Source organism: Faecalibacterium duncaniae, from assembly GCF_010509575.1.
GTDB classification, from domain to species: Bacteria; Bacillota; Clostridia; order Oscillospirales; family Ruminococcaceae; genus Faecalibacterium; species Faecalibacterium duncaniae.
In genome coordinates, this window is record NZ_CP048437.1 from 1,920,569 (window position 1) to 1,938,461 (window position 17,893).

General features: G+C 57.4%; 11 protein-coding genes, 2 rRNA genes and 1 other RNA gene. 4 read left to right on the forward strand and 10 right to left on the reverse strand.

The window, feature by feature from the left end; translation table 11 throughout:
• Window positions 1-151 precede the first annotated feature (151 nt).
• The 7 genes from GXM22_RS09345 to pta all read right to left on the reverse strand — a co-directional run bounded on the left by GXM22_RS09345 (window position 152) and on the right by pta (window position 9,549).
• Window positions 152-2,986: ribosomal RNA gene (locus GXM22_RS09345) — 23S ribosomal RNA — on the reverse strand.
• Window positions 2,987-3,258: 272 nt separating this feature from the next.
• Window positions 3,259-4,769: ribosomal RNA gene (locus GXM22_RS09350) — 16S ribosomal RNA — on the reverse strand.
• Together the 16S and 23S rRNA genes form the textbook arrangement of a ribosomal RNA operon.
• Before the next feature lie 519 nt (window positions 4,770-5,288).
• On the reverse strand, window positions 5,289-5,888 hold the full coding sequence (gene recR / locus GXM22_RS09355; protein WP_005931596.1) for a recombination mediator RecR: 600 nt from the start codon (window positions 5,886-5,888) through the stop codon (window positions 5,289-5,291).
• Between the two features lie 18 nt (window positions 5,889-5,906).
• The gene (locus GXM22_RS09360; RefSeq protein WP_005931599.1) at window positions 5,907-6,245 is read right to left on the reverse strand and encodes a YbaB/EbfC family nucleoid-associated protein; all 339 of its coding nucleotides are present in this window, start codon (window positions 6,243-6,245) and stop codon (window positions 5,907-5,909) included.
• Between the two features lie 18 nt (window positions 6,246-6,263).
• A complete protein-coding gene (gene dnaX, locus GXM22_RS09365) occupies window positions 6,264-8,120 on the reverse strand; it encodes a DNA polymerase III subunit gamma/tau (RefSeq protein WP_035393719.1) in 1,857 nt (618 codons plus the stop codon).
• Window positions 8,121-8,195: 75 nt separating this feature from the next.
• Window positions 8,196-8,295, reverse strand: an RNA gene (gene ffs, locus GXM22_RS09370) — signal recognition particle sRNA small type.
• A 228-nt stretch (window positions 8,296-8,523) separates the two neighbouring features.
• A complete protein-coding gene (pta, locus tag GXM22_RS09375; RefSeq protein ID WP_005931805.1) occupies window positions 8,524-9,549 on the reverse strand; it encodes a phosphate acetyltransferase in 1,026 nt (341 codons plus the stop codon).
• A 197-nt stretch (window positions 9,550-9,746) separates the two neighbouring features.
• Here pta and GXM22_RS09380 point away from each other — a divergent pair, with 197 nt between their 5' ends.
• The 3 genes from GXM22_RS09380 (at window position 9,747) to GXM22_RS09390 (ending at window position 14,181) form a co-directional block, all read left to right on the forward strand.
• Window positions 9,747-10,313, forward strand: coding sequence for a uracil-DNA glycosylase (locus tag GXM22_RS09380; RefSeq protein ID WP_005931809.1), 567 nt, complete (start codon window positions 9,747-9,749; stop codon window positions 10,311-10,313).
• Window positions 10,314-10,531: 218 nt separating this feature from the next.
• Window positions 10,532-11,617, forward strand: a complete 1,086-nt coding sequence (locus GXM22_RS09385) for a hypothetical protein (protein WP_005931811.1) — start codon at window positions 10,532-10,534, stop codon at window positions 11,615-11,617.
• A gap of 59 nt (window positions 11,618-11,676) precedes the next feature.
• The gene (locus GXM22_RS09390) at window positions 11,677-14,181 is read left to right on the forward strand and encodes an ATP-dependent DNA helicase (RefSeq protein WP_005931813.1); all 2,505 of its coding nucleotides are present in this window, start codon (window positions 11,677-11,679) and stop codon (window positions 14,179-14,181) included.
• A gap of 64 nt (window positions 14,182-14,245) precedes the next feature.
• Here GXM22_RS09390 and GXM22_RS09395 read toward each other — a convergent pair whose 3' ends face one another.
• The 3 genes from GXM22_RS09395 to yfcE all read right to left on the reverse strand — a co-directional run bounded on the left by GXM22_RS09395 (window position 14,246) and on the right by yfcE (window position 16,271).
• A complete protein-coding gene (locus tag GXM22_RS09395) occupies window positions 14,246-15,187 on the reverse strand; it encodes a ketopantoate reductase family protein (protein WP_035393752.1) in 942 nt (313 codons plus the stop codon).
• A 52-nt stretch (window positions 15,188-15,239) separates the two neighbouring features.
• Window positions 15,240-15,497 (reverse strand): heavy-metal-associated domain-containing protein, encoded by a 258-nt coding sequence (locus GXM22_RS09400; RefSeq protein ID WP_035393754.1) that lies wholly within the window; start codon window positions 15,495-15,497, stop codon window positions 15,240-15,242.
• Window positions 15,498-15,722: 225 nt separating this feature from the next.
• On the reverse strand, window positions 15,723-16,271 hold the full coding sequence (gene yfcE, locus GXM22_RS09405) for a phosphodiesterase (protein ID WP_005931821.1): 549 nt from the start codon (window positions 16,269-16,271) through the stop codon (window positions 15,723-15,725).
• A gap of 264 nt (window positions 16,272-16,535) precedes the next feature.
• On the opposite strand from yfcE, the gene GXM22_RS09410 reads away from it, so the two are divergent.
• The gene (locus GXM22_RS09410) at window positions 16,536-17,867 is read left to right on the forward strand and encodes an MATE family efflux transporter (RefSeq protein WP_035393757.1); all 1,332 of its coding nucleotides are present in this window, start codon (window positions 16,536-16,538) and stop codon (window positions 17,865-17,867) included.
• Window positions 17,868-17,893: the final 26 nt, after the last annotated feature.

Here is a 17,893-nt window from a genome sequence, read left to right on the forward strand (position 1 = left end):
TTAAAATCGTTGGCAACAACAGCTGGATTGCGTTTCGCAACAGATGCTGTTTTCCAAGACTCTCTATGCTGTCTTACGATGAAGGACGTGCCTTCAAAACTGAATAATCACTGCTCACATTTTGTCATTGACTTGAGAATTCAAGCGAATTGTGGTCAAGCCCTCGATCTATTAGTACACACTTGCTGAATGGATCGCTCCACTTACACATCGTGCCTATCAACCTCGTAGTCTACAAGGGATCTTACCTGATTGAATCAGTGGGATATCTTATCTTTGGGTCGGCTTCACGCTTAGATGCTTTCAGCGTTTATCCGATCCGTACGTAGTTGCCCAGCTATGCTCCTGGCGGAACAACTGGTGCGCCAGAGGTACGTCCGTCCCGGTCCTCTCGTACTAGGGACAGCTCCCATCAAATATCCTGCGCCCACGACAGATAGGGACCGAACTGTCTCACGACGTTCTGAACCCAGCTCGCGTACCGCTTTAATTGGCGAACAGCCAAACCCTTGGGACCGAATACAGCCCCAGGATGCGATGAGCCGACATCGAGGTGCCAAACCTCCCCGTCGATGTGGACTCTTGGGGGAGATCAGCCTGTTATCCCCAGGGTAACTTTTATCCGTTGAGCGATGGCATTTCCACTCACATACCACCGGATCACTAACTCCAACTTTCGTTACTGCTCGACCCGTCAGTCTCGCAGTTAGGCTCGCTTCTGCGTTTGCACTCTTTTGCTTGATTTCCGTTCAAGCTGAGCGAACCTTTGAACGCCTCCGTTACTCTTTAGGAGGCGACCGCCCCAGTCAAACTGCCCACCTAACAATGTCCCCCGACTCGATTCAGAGCCGCAGGTTAGAATTCCAATATCGCAAGGATGGTATCCCAACGGCCTCTCCGCCAAAGCCAAAGCCTTGGTTTCCCAGAGTCCCATCTATCCTGTGCATGCAACATCGAAACCCAATATTAGGCTACAGTAAAGCTCCATGGGGTCTTTCCGTCTTGTCGCGGGTAACCGGCATCTTCACCGGTACTACAATTTCGCCGGGCGGGCTGTTGAGACAGTGCCCAAATCATTACGCCTTTCATGCGGGTCAGAACTTACCTGACAAGGAATTTCGCTACCTTAGGACCGTTATAGTTACGGCCGCCGTTCACTGGGGCTTCGATTCAATGCTTGCACATCTCCTCTTAACCTTCCAGCACCGGGCAGGCGTCAGCTCGTATACGTCATCTTTCGATTTAGCACAAACCTGTGTTTTTGGTAAACAGTTGCTTGGGCCGATTCTCTGCGGCTCCATCTCTGGAGCACCCCTTCTCCCGAAGTTACGGGGTCAATTTGCCGAGTTCCTTAACAACCCTTCTCCCGTTGGCCTTAGAATCTTCTTCCTACCTACCTGTGTCGGTTTGCGGTACGGGCACCTCAGAAATACACACAGCTTTTCTCGCCATCTTCCATCTCAGACTTCGGTACTAATTTCCCTCGATCTCTACCGGAACCAACACCCGGCTCTGAGACTTCATATGTGTCCCTGTGCTTAACTCTTTTGGTGGTGACGGAATCTCTACCGTCTGTGCATCGGCTACGCCTTCCGGCCTCACCTTAGCTCCCGACTAACCTGGAGCGGACGAACCTTCCTCCAGAAACCTGAGGCTTTCGGCCATGCAGATTCTCACTGCATTCGCGCTACTCATTCCGGCATTCTCACTTCTATACACTCCACAGCCGCTTGCGCTACTGTTTCTCCGCGTATACAACGCTCCCCTACCCAATACATTTCTGTATTGCCTAAGCTTCGGTGTCAGGTTTAGCCCCGTTAAATTCTCCGCGCAAAGACGCTCGACCAGTGAGCTATTACGCACTCTTTGAATGAGTGGCTGCTTCTGAGCCAACATCCTGGTTGTCTGCGTATCTTCACATCGTTTTCCACTTAACCTGACTTTGGGACCTTAGCTGTAGATCTGGGCTGTTTCCCTTTTGACAATGACATTTATCTGACACTGTCTGACTCCCAAGCATCAATACTCTGGCATTCTGAGTTTGATAAGCTTCGCTAACCTCTCGGCCGCTAGGCTATTCAGTGCTTTACCTCCAGGTATCTAACTTGAGGCTAGTCCTAAAACTATTTCGGGGAGAACCAGCTATCTCCGGGTTCGATTGGAATTTCTCCGCTACCCACAGTTCATCCGCCGCCTTTTCAACGGAGGTCGGTTCGGTCCTCCATGGAATTTTACTTCCACTTCAACCTGACCATGGGTAGGTCACCCGGTTTCGGGCCCATTATATGCAACTTAACGCCCTTTTCAAACTCGCTTTCGCTTCGGCTCCAGACCTTAAGTCCTTAACCTTGCTGCATACAATCGCTCGCCGGACCGTTCTACAAAAAGTACCCTATCACGCTTTGACGCGCTCTAGGTGCTTGTAGGCACAGGGTTTCAGGTTCTTTTTCACTCCCCTCCCGGGGTGCTTTTCACCTTTCCTTCACAGTACTATACGCTATCGGTCACTGGGTAGTATTTAGGGTTGGAGGGTGGTCCCCCCGTATTCCGACCAGGTTTCACGTGTCTGGCCGTACTCTGGATCCTGCGCAGCTCTCTCCGTTTTCACCTACGTGGTTCTCACACTCTCTGACCGGCCTTCCCATGCCGTTCGGTTAACAGATTAAGTCTTAAAAGCAGTCCGTACCCCGAAAGTATTTCTACTCTCGGTTTGCCCTCTTCCGCGTTCGCTCGCCACTACTTACGGAATCTCGTTTGATGTCTCTTCCTCGCCCTACTTAGATGTTTCAGTTCAGGCGGTTCCCTCAATACACCTATTTTGAATTTCAGTGTATTGTACCTGAGTATGAACCCAGGTGAGTTTCCTCATTCAGAAATCTCCGGATCAATGCTTATTTGCAGCTCCCCGAAGCTTATCGCAGCTTATCACGTCTTTCATCGGCTCCCAGTGCCAAGGCATTCGCCCTGCGCCCTTGTTCGCTTGACCTTTCAAACGTTCTTTCAGAACATTTGGTATCCTCTTGATTCTCTCTTATTGCCAACGAAGATTATTGTTACCCTTCCTTTTGAAATTGCAATATTTCTTAAAAGAACTTACTATAATCTTTGTTTCGCAGTTATTATTCAGTTTTCAAGGTACGTCTTTGAGTGTCCTTTTCAGGGCCCTCAAAATCGAACAATATCTACTCTGCTTGTATCTGTCACCTGTTCCAGATGGCCGACCATCTTCGATGTTCTTCCATCTGCCTGACTCCTTAGAAAGGAGGTGATCCAGCCGCAGGTTCTCCTACGGCTACCTTGTTACGACTTCACCCCAATCACCAGTTTTACCTTCGGCGGCGTCCTCCTTGCGGTTAGACTACCGACTTCGGGTCCCCCCGGCTCTCATGGTGTGACGGGCGGTGTGTACAAGGCCCGGGAACGTATTCACCGTGGCATGCTGATCCACGATTACTAGCAATTCCGACTTCGTGCAGGCGAGTTGCAGCCTGCAGTCCGAACTGGGACGTTGTTTCTGAGTTTTGCTCCACCTCGCGGTCTTGCTTCTCTTTGTTTAACGCCATTGTAGTACGTGTGTAGCCCAAGTCATAAAGGGCATGATGATTTGACGTCATCCCCACCTTCCTCCGTTTTGTCAACGGCAGTCCTGCCAGAGTCCTCTTGCGTAGTAACTGACAGTAAGGGTTGCGCTCGTTGCGGGACTTAACCCAACATCTCACGACACGAGCTGACGACAACCATGCACCACCTGTCTCTGCGTCCCGAAGGAAAATACTGTTTCCAGCATCGTCGCAGGATGTCAAGACTTGGTAAGGTTCTTCGCGTTGCGTCGAATTAAACCACATACTCCACTGCTTGTGCGGGCCCCCGTCAATTCCTTTGAGTTTCAACCTTGCGGTCGTACTCCCCAGGTGGATTACTTATTGTGTTAACTGCGGCACTGAAGGGGTCAATCCTCCAACACCTAGTAATCATCGTTTACGGTGTGGACTACCAGGGTATCTAATCCTGTTTGCTACCCACACTTTCGAGCCTCAGCGTCAGTTGGTGCCCAGTAGGCCGCCTTCGCCACTGGTGTTCCTCCCGATATCTACGCATTCCACCGCTACACCGGGAATTCCGCCTACCTCTGCACTACTCAAGAAAAACAGTTTTGAAAGCAGTTTATGGGTTGAGCCCATAGATTTCACTTCCAACTTGTCTTCCCGCCTGCGCTCCCTTTACACCCAGTAATTCCGGACAACGCTTGTGACCTACGTTTTACCGCGGCTGCTGGCACGTAGTTAGCCGTCACTTCCTTGTTGAGTACCGTCATTATCTTCCTCAACAACAGGAGTTTACAATCCGAAGACCTTCTTCCTCCACGCGGCGTCGCTGCATCAGGGTTTCCCCCATTGTGCAATATTCCCCACTGCTGCCTCCCGTAGGAGTCTGGGCCGTGTCTCAGTCCCAATGTGGCCGTTCAACCTCTCAGTCCGGCTACCGATCGTTGCCTTGGTGGGCCGTTACCTCACCAACTAGCTAATCGGACGCGAGGCCATCTCAAAGCGGATTGCTCCTTTTCCCTCTGCTCGATGCCGAGCTGTGGGCTTATGCGGTATTAGCAGTCGTTTCCAACTGTTGTCCCCCTCTTTGAGGCAGGTTCCTCACGCGTTACTCACCCGTTCGCCACTCGCTCGAGAAAGCAAGCTCTCTCTCGCTCGTTCGACTTGCATGTGTTAGGCGCGCCGCCAGCGTTCGTCCTGAGCCAGGATCAAACTCTTTATAAATGATATTTATCACTTAAAAGTGTTAAATCTTTTTCGCTCAGCACGCAATCGCTTGCGTCCTGTGTGAATTACTTTGTTTGGAATTGTTTAACGTGTTTTTCCAACACGAAAATAGGTTCCGTTACAAGTTTTTCGATATTGTTCAATTTTCAAGGTCCTGTGCGCCTCAGCCTTAGCGGCTGACGACTTGATTATTTTACCACAGAAGTGATTTTTTGTCAAGCACTTTTTTCAGAAGCTTTTCGATTTTTTTCGAACTTGTGGCTCGTTTTTTCAACGTATCCATATTGGTTCTTTCGCTTTGCTTCCGCCGCTTTCAGAAGTCATTCTTTCCGGCGGCCCTTGGCGCTCAAGTATAATACCATATCCCCAGCCTTCTGTCAACACCTTTTTGCATCTTTTTTGAGTTTTTTCTATATTTCTTGAATTTGTTTCATTTCCCCGGCCGGGTGTTTCTTTTTTATCCCATAAACAGCACAAAGCCCCGCGCGCAAACGCAGGGCTTTGAAATACAAATGATCACAGTTCTCCCCGGCCAGACAGCGCCCGGTACAGGGTCGTCTCATCGGTATACTCCAGGCTGGCACCCACGGGCAGGCCATAGGCCAGACGGGTGGTCTTGATGCCCAGGGGCTTGATGAGCTTTGCCAGATACATGGCCGTTGCCTCACCTTCAACGGTGGGATTCATGGCCATGATCACTTCCTTCACTTCACCATCTCCCAGACGGGCCAGCAGTTCCTTGACCGTCAGCTGTTCAGCACCGATGCCATCCATGGGGCTGATGAGACCGTGGAGCACATGGTACATTCCATGGTACTCTCGGGTGCGCTCAAACGCCTGCACATCACGGGGCGTTTCCACCACACAGATGACAGAGCGGTCCCGCTTGGCACTGGCACAGATGGGGCAGAGCTCGGCTTCGGTATAATTCTGGCAGACACGGCAGCGGTGGAGCTTGGTGTGGGCGTTCTGGATCGCACCCGCCAGTGCGGCGGCATCCTGATCCGACATGCTCAGTACCTGATAGGCCATCCGGGTCGCACCCTTCCGCCCAATGCCCGGGAACTTGCTGAATTCTTCGATCAGCTTTTCCAGCGGGGCTGCATTATAACCCATGGTGCTCCTCCACTTTGATCAAAGACCGGGAATGTTCAGGCCGCCGGTCAGTTTGCCCATTTCGGCCTCGGCAGTCTCATCCACTTGCTTGACGGTTGCATTGACGGCAGCAGCCACCAGGTCTTCCAGCATCTCGATATCATCGGGGTCCACGGCCTCAGGCTTAATGGTGATGCTCAGCACCTCGTGCTTGCCGTTCATCTTCACAGTGACCATCTCACCGGATGCACTGCCGGTGTACTCAGCAGCTTCCAGCTCTGCCTGCTTGGCCTTCATATCTTCCTGCATCTTCTGGGCCTGACGCATCAGGGAGTTCATATCGGGGCGGCCGAAGCCTGCGGGCATTCTTGCTTTCATGGTTGGTTCTCCTTTTCTTTATCGTTTTTTGCGTTCACTATCCTCAATCGACACCTCCAGCCCCAGCTGTTCCAGCTTGCGGAGGGATTCCTCGGCGTTGGCCGAAGCGCGATTGACCGTCTTGGATTCATAGGGGCCGATGGGCACCGCCACACCGGACACCTGCGCGATCAGCTTTTTGATGAGCTTCTGGCTTTCCTTGTTGGCGCGGATAAAATCCCGGAAGGTCTTTCCGCCATCGATAAGCACCCGGGTACCATCAAAGTAACCCTTGGACTTTTTCAGGTAGGTGTAGAGCATGGGATCCTGCTCCTGCAGGAGCTTGATGACCTCTGCCCACTGCGGGAAGGGATTGATTCCCTCTGCCGCCACCTTGCGGGGCTTGTTCAGCGCCGGATCAGCCGTATATTCCGGCTTGGGCTCCGGCTGAGGCTGGGCCGCAGGCACTTCCTGCGCGGGAGCCGGAGGCGCTTCTCTCTGCGGCGGCGCAGCCAGGGCCGGCTCGTCCCAGGGGGGCGGAGCCTCCGAAGTCACCGGCGGTTCCTCCGGCAGGGGCGGCAGCTCTTCTTCCGCAGAAGCTGCCGCTTCTGCCTTGGGCGGTTCCACGGGCTGAGGTGCCGGTTCCGGCTCAGACTGCTGCATCGGTGCCGGTTCCACAGAGGGTTCCTGCACGGGAGCCGATGCCGCCGGTGCACATACAAAAGGCTTGACCGGTGCCGACGCAAACGGTCTGGGGGCCTCCTGTGCAGGGACCGCAGGCCGGGCGACGGGCACAGCCTGTACCGCCACCTGCTGGGGCGGCTCCGAAAGGCTGAACAGGGCCAGTTCCAGCTCTATCCGCTGGTCACTGCCACGGGTCATGTGCTCCAGAGCGTTGCCCAGAGCCCGGATGGCCCGGATCGCCTCCCGCTGCCCCATCCGGGGGCCTTTTTCCAGATAGAGCTTTTCCTCTTCCGGGGATACACCCGAGAGCAGTGCCTGCCCGCCGGGCAGGGCCGCCAGCATCAGCGCACGGTAATGGGCAATGAGCTCCTCGGTCAGCCGCTTCACATCCACTGACTGCTGGCGCAGTTGAGCCAGCTGTGCCAGTGCCGCGGCGGCATCCTGCGCTTCCAGCGCATCCGAAATACGGAACAGATAGCTCCGGTCGGTCACGCCTGCCATCCGGCGGACAACGTCCGCATCGATCTTTGCCGTGACACCGGCACAGGTATCCAGAATGGACAGCGCGTCTCGCATGGCACCATCGGCAAGGCGGGAGATGAGCTCCGCCCCCTCGCCGGACAGCTCCAGTCCCTCCTGCCCGGCAATGTACTCCACACGCTGGGCGATATCCTCGGGGCCGATGCGGGTAAAATCGTACCGCTGGCACCGGGAAAGGATGGTGGCGGGAACCTTCTGGATCTCCGTGGTCGCCAGAATAAAGATGACGTGGGCGGGCGGCTCCTCCAGCGTTTTCAGCAGGGCGTTGAACGCTGCCGTGGAGAGCATGTGCACCTCGTCGATGATATATACCTTATAATGACAGGCGCTGGGGGTGTAGGCTGTTTCATCACGCAGATCACGGATATCGTCTACGCCGTTGTTGGAGGCCGCGTCCATCTCCACCACGTCCAGAATGCTGCCGTTGTCGATTCCCCTGCAGATCTCGCACTCACCGCAGGGGTCACCGTTCTGGGGATGCAGGCAGTTGACTGCCTTGGCAAAGATCTTGGCACAGGTGGTCTTGCCGGTGCCGCGCACGCCGGTAAACAGATAAGCGTGGCCCACACGGCCTGTGGCGATCTGGTTGCGCAGTGCGGTCACGATGCCGCGCTGGGCCACCACGTCCTCAAACCGCTGGGGCCGCCACTTGCGGTACAGGGCTCGATACATCTGCTTCTCCCCTTTCAACAAAAAAGCCGGGCAGCGCTGACGGGGGTTGACCCCCGCCTTGCGTAACTCGGCATACGGATGCAGGCTGACTGAAACGCACGGGGCACACCGCTTAAGGCTGCTTGGTTCCCCACCTGACCTGGTTCACAGCGGCCCCATCGTACAGGGCCCGCATCCGTATGTCGAACCACGCAGCAGGCGCTGTCCGGCATGGCACATTTTGTGCTTGACTATTATAGCATGTTTCGGGGGAGAATGCAAGCCCCCGGCAGCGGGCTCACCCTCTCAGGCGCTTTGCGCCAGCTCCCCCAAAGGGGGAGCCTTTGGCAAAACCATCAAACAACATGCAAAACAAAAGCCCCTTCCGGCATTACACCAGAAGGGGCAGAGTGCTGAATAAAAGTTAGGACTGGCAGGCAGTGATCAAGCTCATCTTATAGACCTCGTCAGCGTTGCAGCCACGGGACAGGTCGTTGATGGGTGCGTTCAGGCCCTGCAGAATGGGGCCGTAGGCAGCGTAGCCGCCCAGACGCTGAGCGATCTTATAGCCGATGTTGCCGGCCTCGATGCAGGGGAAGATGAAGGTGTTGGCCTGGCCAGCGACCTTGCTGCCCTTGCACTTGACCTGTGCAACTTCGGGAGCAACGGCAGCGTCAAACTGCAGCTCGCCGTCCACAGCCAGCTCGGGGTCCATCTCCTGAGCCTTGATGGTAGCGTCATGGCTCAGAGCAACGGTGCCGCCCTTGCCGGAACCCTTGGTGGAGAAGCTCAGAACTGCGACCTTCGGATCGATGCCGAACAGCTTTGCGGTCTTGGCAGTCTCAACGGCCACCTCAGCCAGCTTTGCGGAAGCAGCGATCTTGACCTCGCCGGTAGCCTTATCAACGGTATCGGTGTAATCAATGTTGACAGCGCAGTCACCCATGGCAATGCGCTTCAGGCCCTCTTCGCCAAAGTCACGGTCCAGAATGAAGCAGGAGCTCACCAGGTGTGCGCCCTTCTTGGTCTTGACCAGCTGCAGAGCGGGGCGGATGGTATCGGCGGTGGAGTAAGTAGCGCCGCCCAGCAGGCAGTCAGCCTTGCCCATCTTGACCAGCATGGTGCCGAAGTAGTTGGACTTCTTCAGCATTGCGGTGCACTCTTCAGCGGTCTGCTTGCCCTTGCGCAGCTCGACCATGGTGTTCACCATCTCGTCGAAACCTGCGTAGTTCTCAGGGTCAATGATCTCAGCAGCGGAAATATCAAAATTGCCTGCGGCAGCAGCAGCCTTGCACTCAGCCTCGTTGCCCACCATGACAACCTTCAGAACGCCCTCGGCCAGCAGCTTGCTGGCTGCCTCCAGGATGCGGGGGTCATTGCCCTCGGTAAAAACGATCGTCTTGGGGTTTGCCTTCAGCTGTGCTACCAGCGGTGCGAACATATCAGCCATTGTTGATTACCTCCGAATTAACTATCCAATATTCACATCCGGGTGCCTGTTGGACACAAGGATGCCTTTCTCTTTTATTCTAGCACACCCGGCAAAAAGTTCAAGACAAAATTGGCTTTTTGTGCTATTATTTTAGGAGAAAAACATTTTTTATTTGTGAATAAATTATCATTCAGCTGCAAGGAGATCAAACTGCTATGGATTGGGATACATTAAAGGCCGAGTGCCTTGCCTGCCGCAGATGTGAGCTGTGCACTGACCGCACCCATGTGGTGTTCGGGCAGGGTGTCCAGACTGCTGAGGTGCTGTTCGTGGGCGAAGGCCCGGGCCAGAGCGAGGACGAGCAGGGCCTGCCCTTTGTGGGCCGCAGCGGCCAGCTGCTGGACAAATACCTGTTTGCCATCGATCTGGACCGGAGCAAAAACTGCTACATTGCCAACATCGTCAAGTGCCGCCCGCCCCAGAACCGTGACCCGCTGCCCACCGAGAGCGAGGCCTGTATGCCATGGCTCCGGGAACAGTTCAAGCTGCTGCAGCCAAAGATCGTGGTCTGCCTGGGCCGCATCGCCTCCCAGCGGATGATCCGCACCGATTTCTCCGTGACCAAGGAGCACGGCACCTTTGTGCAAAAGAACGGCGTATGGTTTATGGGCACCTTCCACCCCGCTGCCCTGCTCCGGCAGGCGCAGAACAAACCCGCCGCCTTTGCGGATTTTGTGGCCCTGCGGGAGAAGATCCACGAGGTGTGCGGGCACACATATTAACACATATTAACAAGCTCACCCTCTCCGTCATTGCTGTCGCAATGCCACCTCTCCCGAAGGGAGAGGCCTTGGCAGAAAGATGAAGCTCACAAAAACTGCCAAGGGCTCCCACTTTGGGGGAGCTGGCGAGCGGAGCGAGACTGAGAGGGCAAGGCCGTTTCCAAGTATCATCTCCCTTCATTTTTGCATACCCTAAAGCAAAAGTGAGGTGTTCTGATATGAAAACGATCCAAAGCCGTTCCCCCGATTTCTTTCTGGGGGCCACCACACCGGCGGGCTTCAAGGGTTATTTTGAGCCTCTGCGCCGGGAGCCCGGGATGCAGATGCTTCTCATCAAAAGCGGGCCGGGATGCGGCAAATCCACCTTGATGAAGCATCTGGCCCAGGCCGCCGAGCAGCAGGGCCAGCGCATCGAAAAGATCCACTGCGCCAGCGACCCGGACAGTCTGGACGGGGTCATCTTCCTCGACCAGAAACGCGCCATCATCGATGCCACCGCGCCCCATGTGGTGGAGCCGGACGCGCCCGGGGCTGACGAGCTGGTGGTGAGCCTATACCACACCATCGATGCCGGAAAGCTGGCTCCCCACCGGGACGAGGTCAAGGCCCTGTTTGCCCGGAATGCCGCTCTGCGGGGCCGGGCAGCCCGGTATATCGCATCGGCGGGCAGCCTGATGCTGGACAGCCGCCGGGCCGAGGCCTGCAGCGCCAACTTTGAAAAGGTGCGCCGCTACGTCAAGCGACTCTGCACCCGGCTGCTTCCCCGCACCGAGGGCACCGCCGGCGAGGAGCTGCGGCTGCTCTCAGCCATCACCCCCAAGGGGATGGTATTCTACCGGGGCACGGTAGAAGCGCTGGCCGACCGGTATGTGGTATTCCGGGATGATTACGGGGCGGTCTCCCGCCTGCTGCTGGAACTCATCCGGGCCGAAGCGCTGGCCCGGGGCTACCACATCATCACCTGCCCCTGTGCCATGCACCCTGAAGATCAGATCGACCACATCTTCATCCCGGCCCTGCGGCTGGCTTTTTTGACCGACAACCTCTGGCATCCCATCCAGCTGCCCGGCGTGCAGGCCGTGCGCTGCACCCGCTTTGTGGACCGGGAGAACCTGTCCGGCTTCCGCGCCCGCCTGCGCTTCAACGACCGTGCCGCCTCCGAGCTCATCGACCAGGCTGTCGCCCTGATGGCTCAGGCCAAGAACTGCCATGATGAACTGGAGACTTATTACCGGGCCGCCGTGGATTTTGACCAGGTGAATGCTGTTGCAGCAAATTGTCAAAAGATCCTGGGTCTCGGGTAGGCCCTGTTCTGTACAACCTGACTGAAGCGCAGAATTTCAAGAGAAAGGAAGTGAACCCCATGCCAACCATCCGTCTCTCTGTCCGGGAGCTGGTGGAGTTCCTGCTCCGCACCGGCAGTATCGACAGCCGCTTTACCGGCTTTGACCGGGCCAACGAGGGCGCACGCATCCACCGCAGGCTCCAGAAGGCGGCGGGTGAAGGCTACGCCGCTGAGGTGTTCCTCACGGCAGAGCGGACGATGGAGGGAATCGGGTTCACCATCGAGGGCCGTGCCGACGGCATTTTTACCGATGAGGACGGCACGGTGGTCATCGACGAGATCAAGACCACCGCCGTGCCCACCGATGCCATCACGGAGGACATGAACCCCTGCCACTGGGCGCAGGGCATGGTCTACGGGGCCATCTGCGCCGAGCAGCGGGAGCTGGAAACACTGGATGTCCGGCTGACCTATTATCAGACCGACACCGATGAGATCATCCGCTATACCCGGCACTTCTCCGCCGCTGAGCTGGATGCGTTTCTCAACGACCTGCTGCGGCAGTATCTTCCCTGGGCACGGCGGCAGCTGGACTGGGTGGAAGCCCGGAACCGGAGCCTTGGGGCCCTGCAATTTCCGTTTCCAGCTTACCGTCCCGGGCAACGTGCCCTTGCCGGGGAGGTCTATCGCGCCTGTGCTGCGGGCAAGGCAGAGCAGAAGGGCGGTACCCGGCTGTTCTGCCAGGCACCCACCGGCATCGGCAAAACGATGAGTGCCCTCTTCCCTGCCCTGAAAGCCATGGGCGAGGGCAAGGGGGAAAAGATCTTCTACCTGACCGCCCGCAACACGACACAGGCCGCTGCTGAGGATGCACTGGCCCGTCTGCGGGCGGCAGACCCGGCGCTTTCCCTGCGCAGCGTGACCCTTTCGGCCAAGGAGAAGGCCTGCCTGTGCAAGGATGCTGAGGGCCGTCCCGCCTGCCTGCCGGAAGCCTGCCCCTACGCCAACGGCTACTACGAGCGGCTGAAGGATGCGCTGGCCGACCTGCTGGACAGCGCCGTCCCCTATGACCGGGCCGCCCTGACCGAGACTGCCCGGCGGCACAGGGTCTGCCCCTTTGAGCTGGGGCTGGACCTGAGCGAGTGGTGTGATGTGGTCATCGGAGACTACAACTATCTGTTCGACCCCACCGTGCACCTGCGGCGCTTTTTCGATGCGGCGGGCGACTACATTTTTCTCATCGACGAAGCCCACAACCTGCCGGACCGGGCCAGAGCCATGTACTCGGCACGGTTCTGCAAGAGCAGCCTGACCGATGCCAGACGGGCCATCGGCAAAGGAAAAAGCGCACTGAAAACCGCGTTGACAAAGGCAGACAGGGGCTTTCTGGAAGCGCGCCGGGCGGTAACGAAGCTGGCCCCCCGCCGGGGTCCAGCGCCCACCGAATCGCCGGCAGAGGATCTCACCCAACAGACCAGCCTTCTGGACACCGAACCGGCAGAAGCCGCCTTCCCGCTGCCGGAGCCTTTGCTGGCGCAAGATGGCACGGTCTTTTTGCAAGAGCTGCCGAAGGAGCTGCTCCGACTGCTGTTCAGCCTGCAGGCCCCCTTGCAGGACTGGCTGGAGGCCAACCCGGAGGCCGATGCCCACGCCCAGCTGCTGGAGCTCTACTTTGCGGTGCAGGATATCACCCGGGCAGCAGAGCGGTACGACGCGCATTTTGTCACCCAGCTGACAGCCCGGGGCAGCGAGCTGGAATGGGAGCTGCTCTGCCTTGACCCTGCCCCCTTTGTGGATGCCAGCCTTGCCGCCGGGCGGGCTGCGGCACTGTTCAGCGCAACGCTCACCCCGCCGGGCTACTACCGCTCCGTGCTGGGCTGCCCCGATGCCCGGGCCGTGGCTCTGGAAAGCCCGTTTCCGCCCGAACATCTGGGGCTCTACTGCCTGCCTGGCATCTCCACCCGCTACCGGGACCGGGAGGCCAGTGTGCAGGCCGTCTCGGATGCGCTGGCCGCACTGGCCCGGGCCAAGGTGGGCAACTATCTGGCCTTTTTTCCCAGCTACGCCTATCTGCGGCAGGTGCACGAGGACTTCACCGCCCGTTACCCGGACATCGGGACGCTGGCCCAGGAGAGTGGTCTGGACGACGCGGCCCGGGCGGCCTTTCTGGAACAGTTCGGCCCAAGCCCTGCAAAAACGCTGCTGGGCTTCGGGGTCATGGGCGGCATCTTCGGCGAGGGTGTGGATCTGGTGGGCGACCGGCTCATCGGGTGTGCCATCGTGGGGGTGGGTCTGCCTCAGGTGAACCCCCGGCAGGAGATCCTGCGCCGCTACTATGACGAGGCGGGCGGCACCGGTTTCGACTACGCCTACCGCTTCCCAGGCATGAACAAGGTGCTGCAGGCGGCGGGCCGGGTCATCCGCACGCAGGAAGACAGGGGCGTAGTGCTTCTGCTGGATGACCGCTTTGCCCGCGGTGAATACACCCGCCTGTTTCCCCGCCACTGGCACCAGCTCCAATACCTGCGCAGCACCACAGAGCTGGAGCAGCAGCTTGCTGCCTTCTGGGCACGGAACCAATAGAAAAAAGCCTGTCAGCGCAAAAACCGACAGGCTTTTTTCTCATGCTCCGGACATTTTCCGGCTCTTACTTCTTTCTGGGCAGGGATCTGCGCAGTTCATCCCAGGCAGTCATCTCCACCAATGTGGTGGCGCGCAGGGCGGCAAACGCTTCATCCAGATACTGCATCTCGCTCACCGCACGCATGGCGTGATCCGAAATGCACCACTTCCCAACGACCGTCTGCGCCATCCAGTAGACCATCCGCTCGGTCTTTTTCCGCTGTTTGGTGCCCTCGCGGTAGCGGTCGGTGTTCTCCGCATCGTTCACGGGTACACCTGCCGCTTTCAGCATCTCACAGCACTCCCAGGCGGCATCCACGATCATCCTGCGCTGTTCCACTGTGGTGCGGGAAAGTTCCCCATCCACCGCATAGCAGGCATAGGCGCAGGGCAGGATAAAGGCGATGTGGCTCTTGAGCCACTCGTCCATATCGCTGTAATAGGTCAACTTGTAGTGGGTGCTCTCAAAGGCAGCCTGCAGCCGCAGGCGGAACGCGCCGGACAGGGGAGCGGTTGCGCCGCCAACGGTCATTCCCATCCCCATGTGCACACTGACCAGCCGGTCATGCTCCCGGCGGCCTGCATTGTTCTGGAAACCAAAGGCGATCTTATCCACCGGGCGCTGCATGGCCTGCAGCATCTCCTGCGCATAGGGATCATTGCCCACAAAGATGAAGTACTGGCTCCGGTTTGCTTTGAGGATGGGCAGCACATCGGCCAGCTGCCCGGCCTGCACCGTGACAAACACAAGGTCATACACATCCTCGGGGGCCAGCACATCTGTCGTCTGCATCCGATCCACCGTTGTTTTCCGCTGGAGCATATGGCGGATGGTCAGGCCCTTCTGGTCGATGACCTCCTTCCACTCGCCCCGGGCCAGCAGGGTGACCACATTTTTCTTGTTCTGTGCCAGACTGTGGGCCAGCTGACAGCCCTGAACGCCTGCGCCGTACACCAAGATCCTCATAACGAGATACCTCCTGTTTTGCATGATCAGCCCGGCCAGAAACACCGGGCTGTTACTTTTTCAGGAACGAGAAGAAGCCCTTTTTCTCATAGGGCCTGGTCTGCACGCCGGTCACGGTGTAGCCCGTTTCGGCAATGGCAGCCTTCAGCGTTTCCACATCCACCGGCTGCTCCGAGACGATGACCGTCTCGCCCTTGGTGTGGGAAGAAGTCACCTTGTTCACCCGGGCGGTCTTGCGTACCACATCATTGATGTGGCTCTCGCACATACCGCACATCATACCATCGACCCTCAGGATCGTTTCTACCATTGTTGTCCCCTCCATACTGTATCTGCGGGCACCCCTGTCAAACTGCACAAGTCCAGCCCGCTGTTTTCGTCATTTTGTTAGTTTTAGCTAACTCATTGCAGAAACAAAAAGGCTCCTGCCCCGCACAGCACTGCTCTGCGGAACTTTGCCGATCTGTTTTCAATTTTATCATACCATACCGGTGGGCAAATTTCAAGCTGCCCGCAAAACCGGCCGGGGACTTTATCAAAGGGTCAGTTCATGGAAAACAGCGCTGCTTTCCAGCTCTTTCCATTGCATTGTGTTTTCTTCCAGGGTCATGTAGCTGTGGGGGCTGTTCTCCTTGGGGATGCTCACAGAACCCGGGTTCAGATAAAGATTTCCCTGCCCGAACTCTGTCCAGGCCGGAACATGGGTATGCCCGTGCAGCAGCACATCTCCCGGGGCCAGCGGCGGCAGATTTTTTACATGATAGATATGCCCGTGGGTCGCATAAATAAGCCGCTGCCCCACCGGAAGCACCGCATAATCGGCCAGCACGGGGAATTCCAGCACCATCTGATCCACCTCGGCATCACAGTTGCCCCGCACGCAGAGCAGCTTCTCCTTTTTCCCGTTCAGCAGGGGGATGACCTCCTTGGGGGCGTACTCTCGGGGCAGGTCGTTGCGGGGGCCGTGGTAGAGCAGGTCGCCCAACAGGAACAGCCGGTCGGCTCCCTCCCGCTCAAAGGCCTCCAGCATTTTGCGGCAGTAATAAGCCGACCCGTGCAGGTCTGACGCGATCATCCATTTCATGGCAGATCCTCCTTTTGTGCGTTCTGTTCTTATTTTACCGCCGCCGCGCCCCATGTCAAGGGCAAGGGCCCACTGTAAAAAGTCATACTTTTATTTTAAAAAGTCCTTGACAAGTATCCCTGTGATGTGGTATCTTTGAGCCAATAAAATATCGTGTGGATTTTTACAGCATTCTGCAACTTTTCGCCACACAATGGTACAAAAGCCATTGTGTGGCTTTTGCTTTGCCTTCAAATCCAAATCTGACCCTCAGGAGCAATGAAAATGAACGATACTTTTATGAAAACCAGACCGGTATTCCCGCTGCTGCTCTCCATGGCCCTGCCCAACGTCATCTCGATGCTGGTGAACAGCCTGTACAACATCGTAGACAGCCTCTTTGTGGCCCAGATCAGCGAACAGGCCATGACGGCGCTTTCGCTGGTGTTTCCCATCCAGAACTTTGTCAATGCAGTGGCCATCGGCTTCGGCATCGGCATCAATGCCCAGATCGCGCTCTACCTCGGCGCAGGCGACCACGAAAACGCCAACCGGGCCGCCACCCACGGCATGATGTTTTCCCTGCTGCACGGCGTGCTGGGCATGGTCCTCTGCATTGCCATTATGCCCGGCTTCCTGCGCCGCTTCACTACCGATCCCGCTCTGGTGGACATGGGCGTGACCTACTCCACCATCGTGTTCCTGTTCTCGCTGGTCAACATGGCAGACCTCGCCTTTGAGAAGATCTTCCAGTCCGTGGGCCGGATGAACGTTGCCATGGTGGCGCTGATCACCGGCTGCGTGACCAACATCGCCCTCGACCCCGTCCTCATCTTCGGCCTTGGGCCGGTGCCCGCCCTGGGCATTGCCGGTGCGGCCCTTGCCACCGGCATCGGGCAGGCCGTTTCCCTTGTGGTCTACCTCTATGTCTACTGCACCACCGAAATCGCCGTCCGCTTCTCCCGCCGCTGCCTGCGGTTCGATGCCGCCCTTGACGGCAAGCTCTATGCCATCGGCGTACCGGCCATCCTGAATCTGGCCCTGCCCAGCCTGCTGGTCACCTTCCTGAACGGCCTACTGGCGGTCTACTCCCAGAGCTATGTGACGGTACTGGGCATCTACTACAAGCTCCAGACCTTCCTTTACCTGCCGGCCAACGGCATCGTGCAGGGGATGCGCCCGCTGGTGGGCTACAACTACGGTGCCCGGGAGCATGGCCGTGTGTCCAAGCTCTACAACCTGACACTGGGCCTGAGCGCCGGGATCATGGCCATTGGCACCCTGCTCTGCCTGACCATTGCAGGCCCGCTGATGGGTCTGTTCACCTCTAACCCTGAGACCATCGCCATCGGCCAGGCCGCCCTGCGGATCATCTGCCTGGGGTTCATCGTCTCGGCAGTGTCTACCACCTCCTCCGGCGCACTGGAGGGTCTGGGCAAGGGCGTGCCCTCGCTGGTCATCTCCCTCTGCCGCTACATCATCTTCATCATACCCATTGCGTGGGTGCTGTGCGGCCGCATGGGCCCTACCGGTGTCTGGCACGCCTTCTGGATCACAGAGGCCCTCTCTGCCGTGATCGCCTACGCGGTATATCACAAGGCGGTCCATCAGAAATAACCCTCTCTAACAAAAATTCCCGCTCG

Bases quoted from the DNA above. Each gene is read 5' to 3' on its own strand.
- GXM22_RS09360 (WP_005931599.1), bottom strand. From the start codon at position 6,245: ATGAAAGCAAGAATGCCCGCAGGCTTCGGCCGCCCCGATATGAACTCC.
- GXM22_RS09395 (WP_035393752.1), bottom strand. From the start codon at position 15,187: ATGAGGATCTTGGTGTACGGCGCAGGCGTTCAGGGCTGTCAGCTGGCC.
- GXM22_RS09380 (WP_005931809.1), top strand. From the start codon at position 9,747: ATGGATTGGGATACATTAAAGGCCGAGTGCCTTGCCTGCCGCAGATGT.
- dnaX (WP_035393719.1), bottom strand. From the start codon at position 8,120: ATGTATCGAGCCCTGTACCGCAAGTGGCGGCCCCAGCGGTTTGAGGAC.
- GXM22_RS09385 (WP_005931811.1), top strand. From the start codon at position 10,532: ATGAAAACGATCCAAAGCCGTTCCCCCGATTTCTTTCTGGGGGCCACC.
- GXM22_RS09390 (WP_005931813.1), top strand. From the start codon at position 11,677: ATGCCAACCATCCGTCTCTCTGTCCGGGAGCTGGTGGAGTTCCTGCTC.
- GXM22_RS09400 (WP_035393754.1), bottom strand. From the start codon at position 15,497: ATGGTAGAAACGATCCTGAGGGTCGATGGTATGATGTGCGGTATGTGC.
- pta (WP_005931805.1), bottom strand. From the start codon at position 9,549: ATGGCTGATATGTTCGCACCGCTGGTAGCACAGCTGAAGGCAAACCCC.
- GXM22_RS09410 (WP_035393757.1), top strand. From the start codon at position 16,536: ATGAACGATACTTTTATGAAAACCAGACCGGTATTCCCGCTGCTGCTC.
- yfcE (WP_005931821.1), bottom strand. From the start codon at position 16,271: ATGAAATGGATGATCGCGTCAGACCTGCACGGGTCGGCTTATTACTGC.
- recR (WP_005931596.1), bottom strand. From the start codon at position 5,888: ATGGGTTATAATGCAGCCCCGCTGGAAAAGCTGATCGAAGAATTCAGC.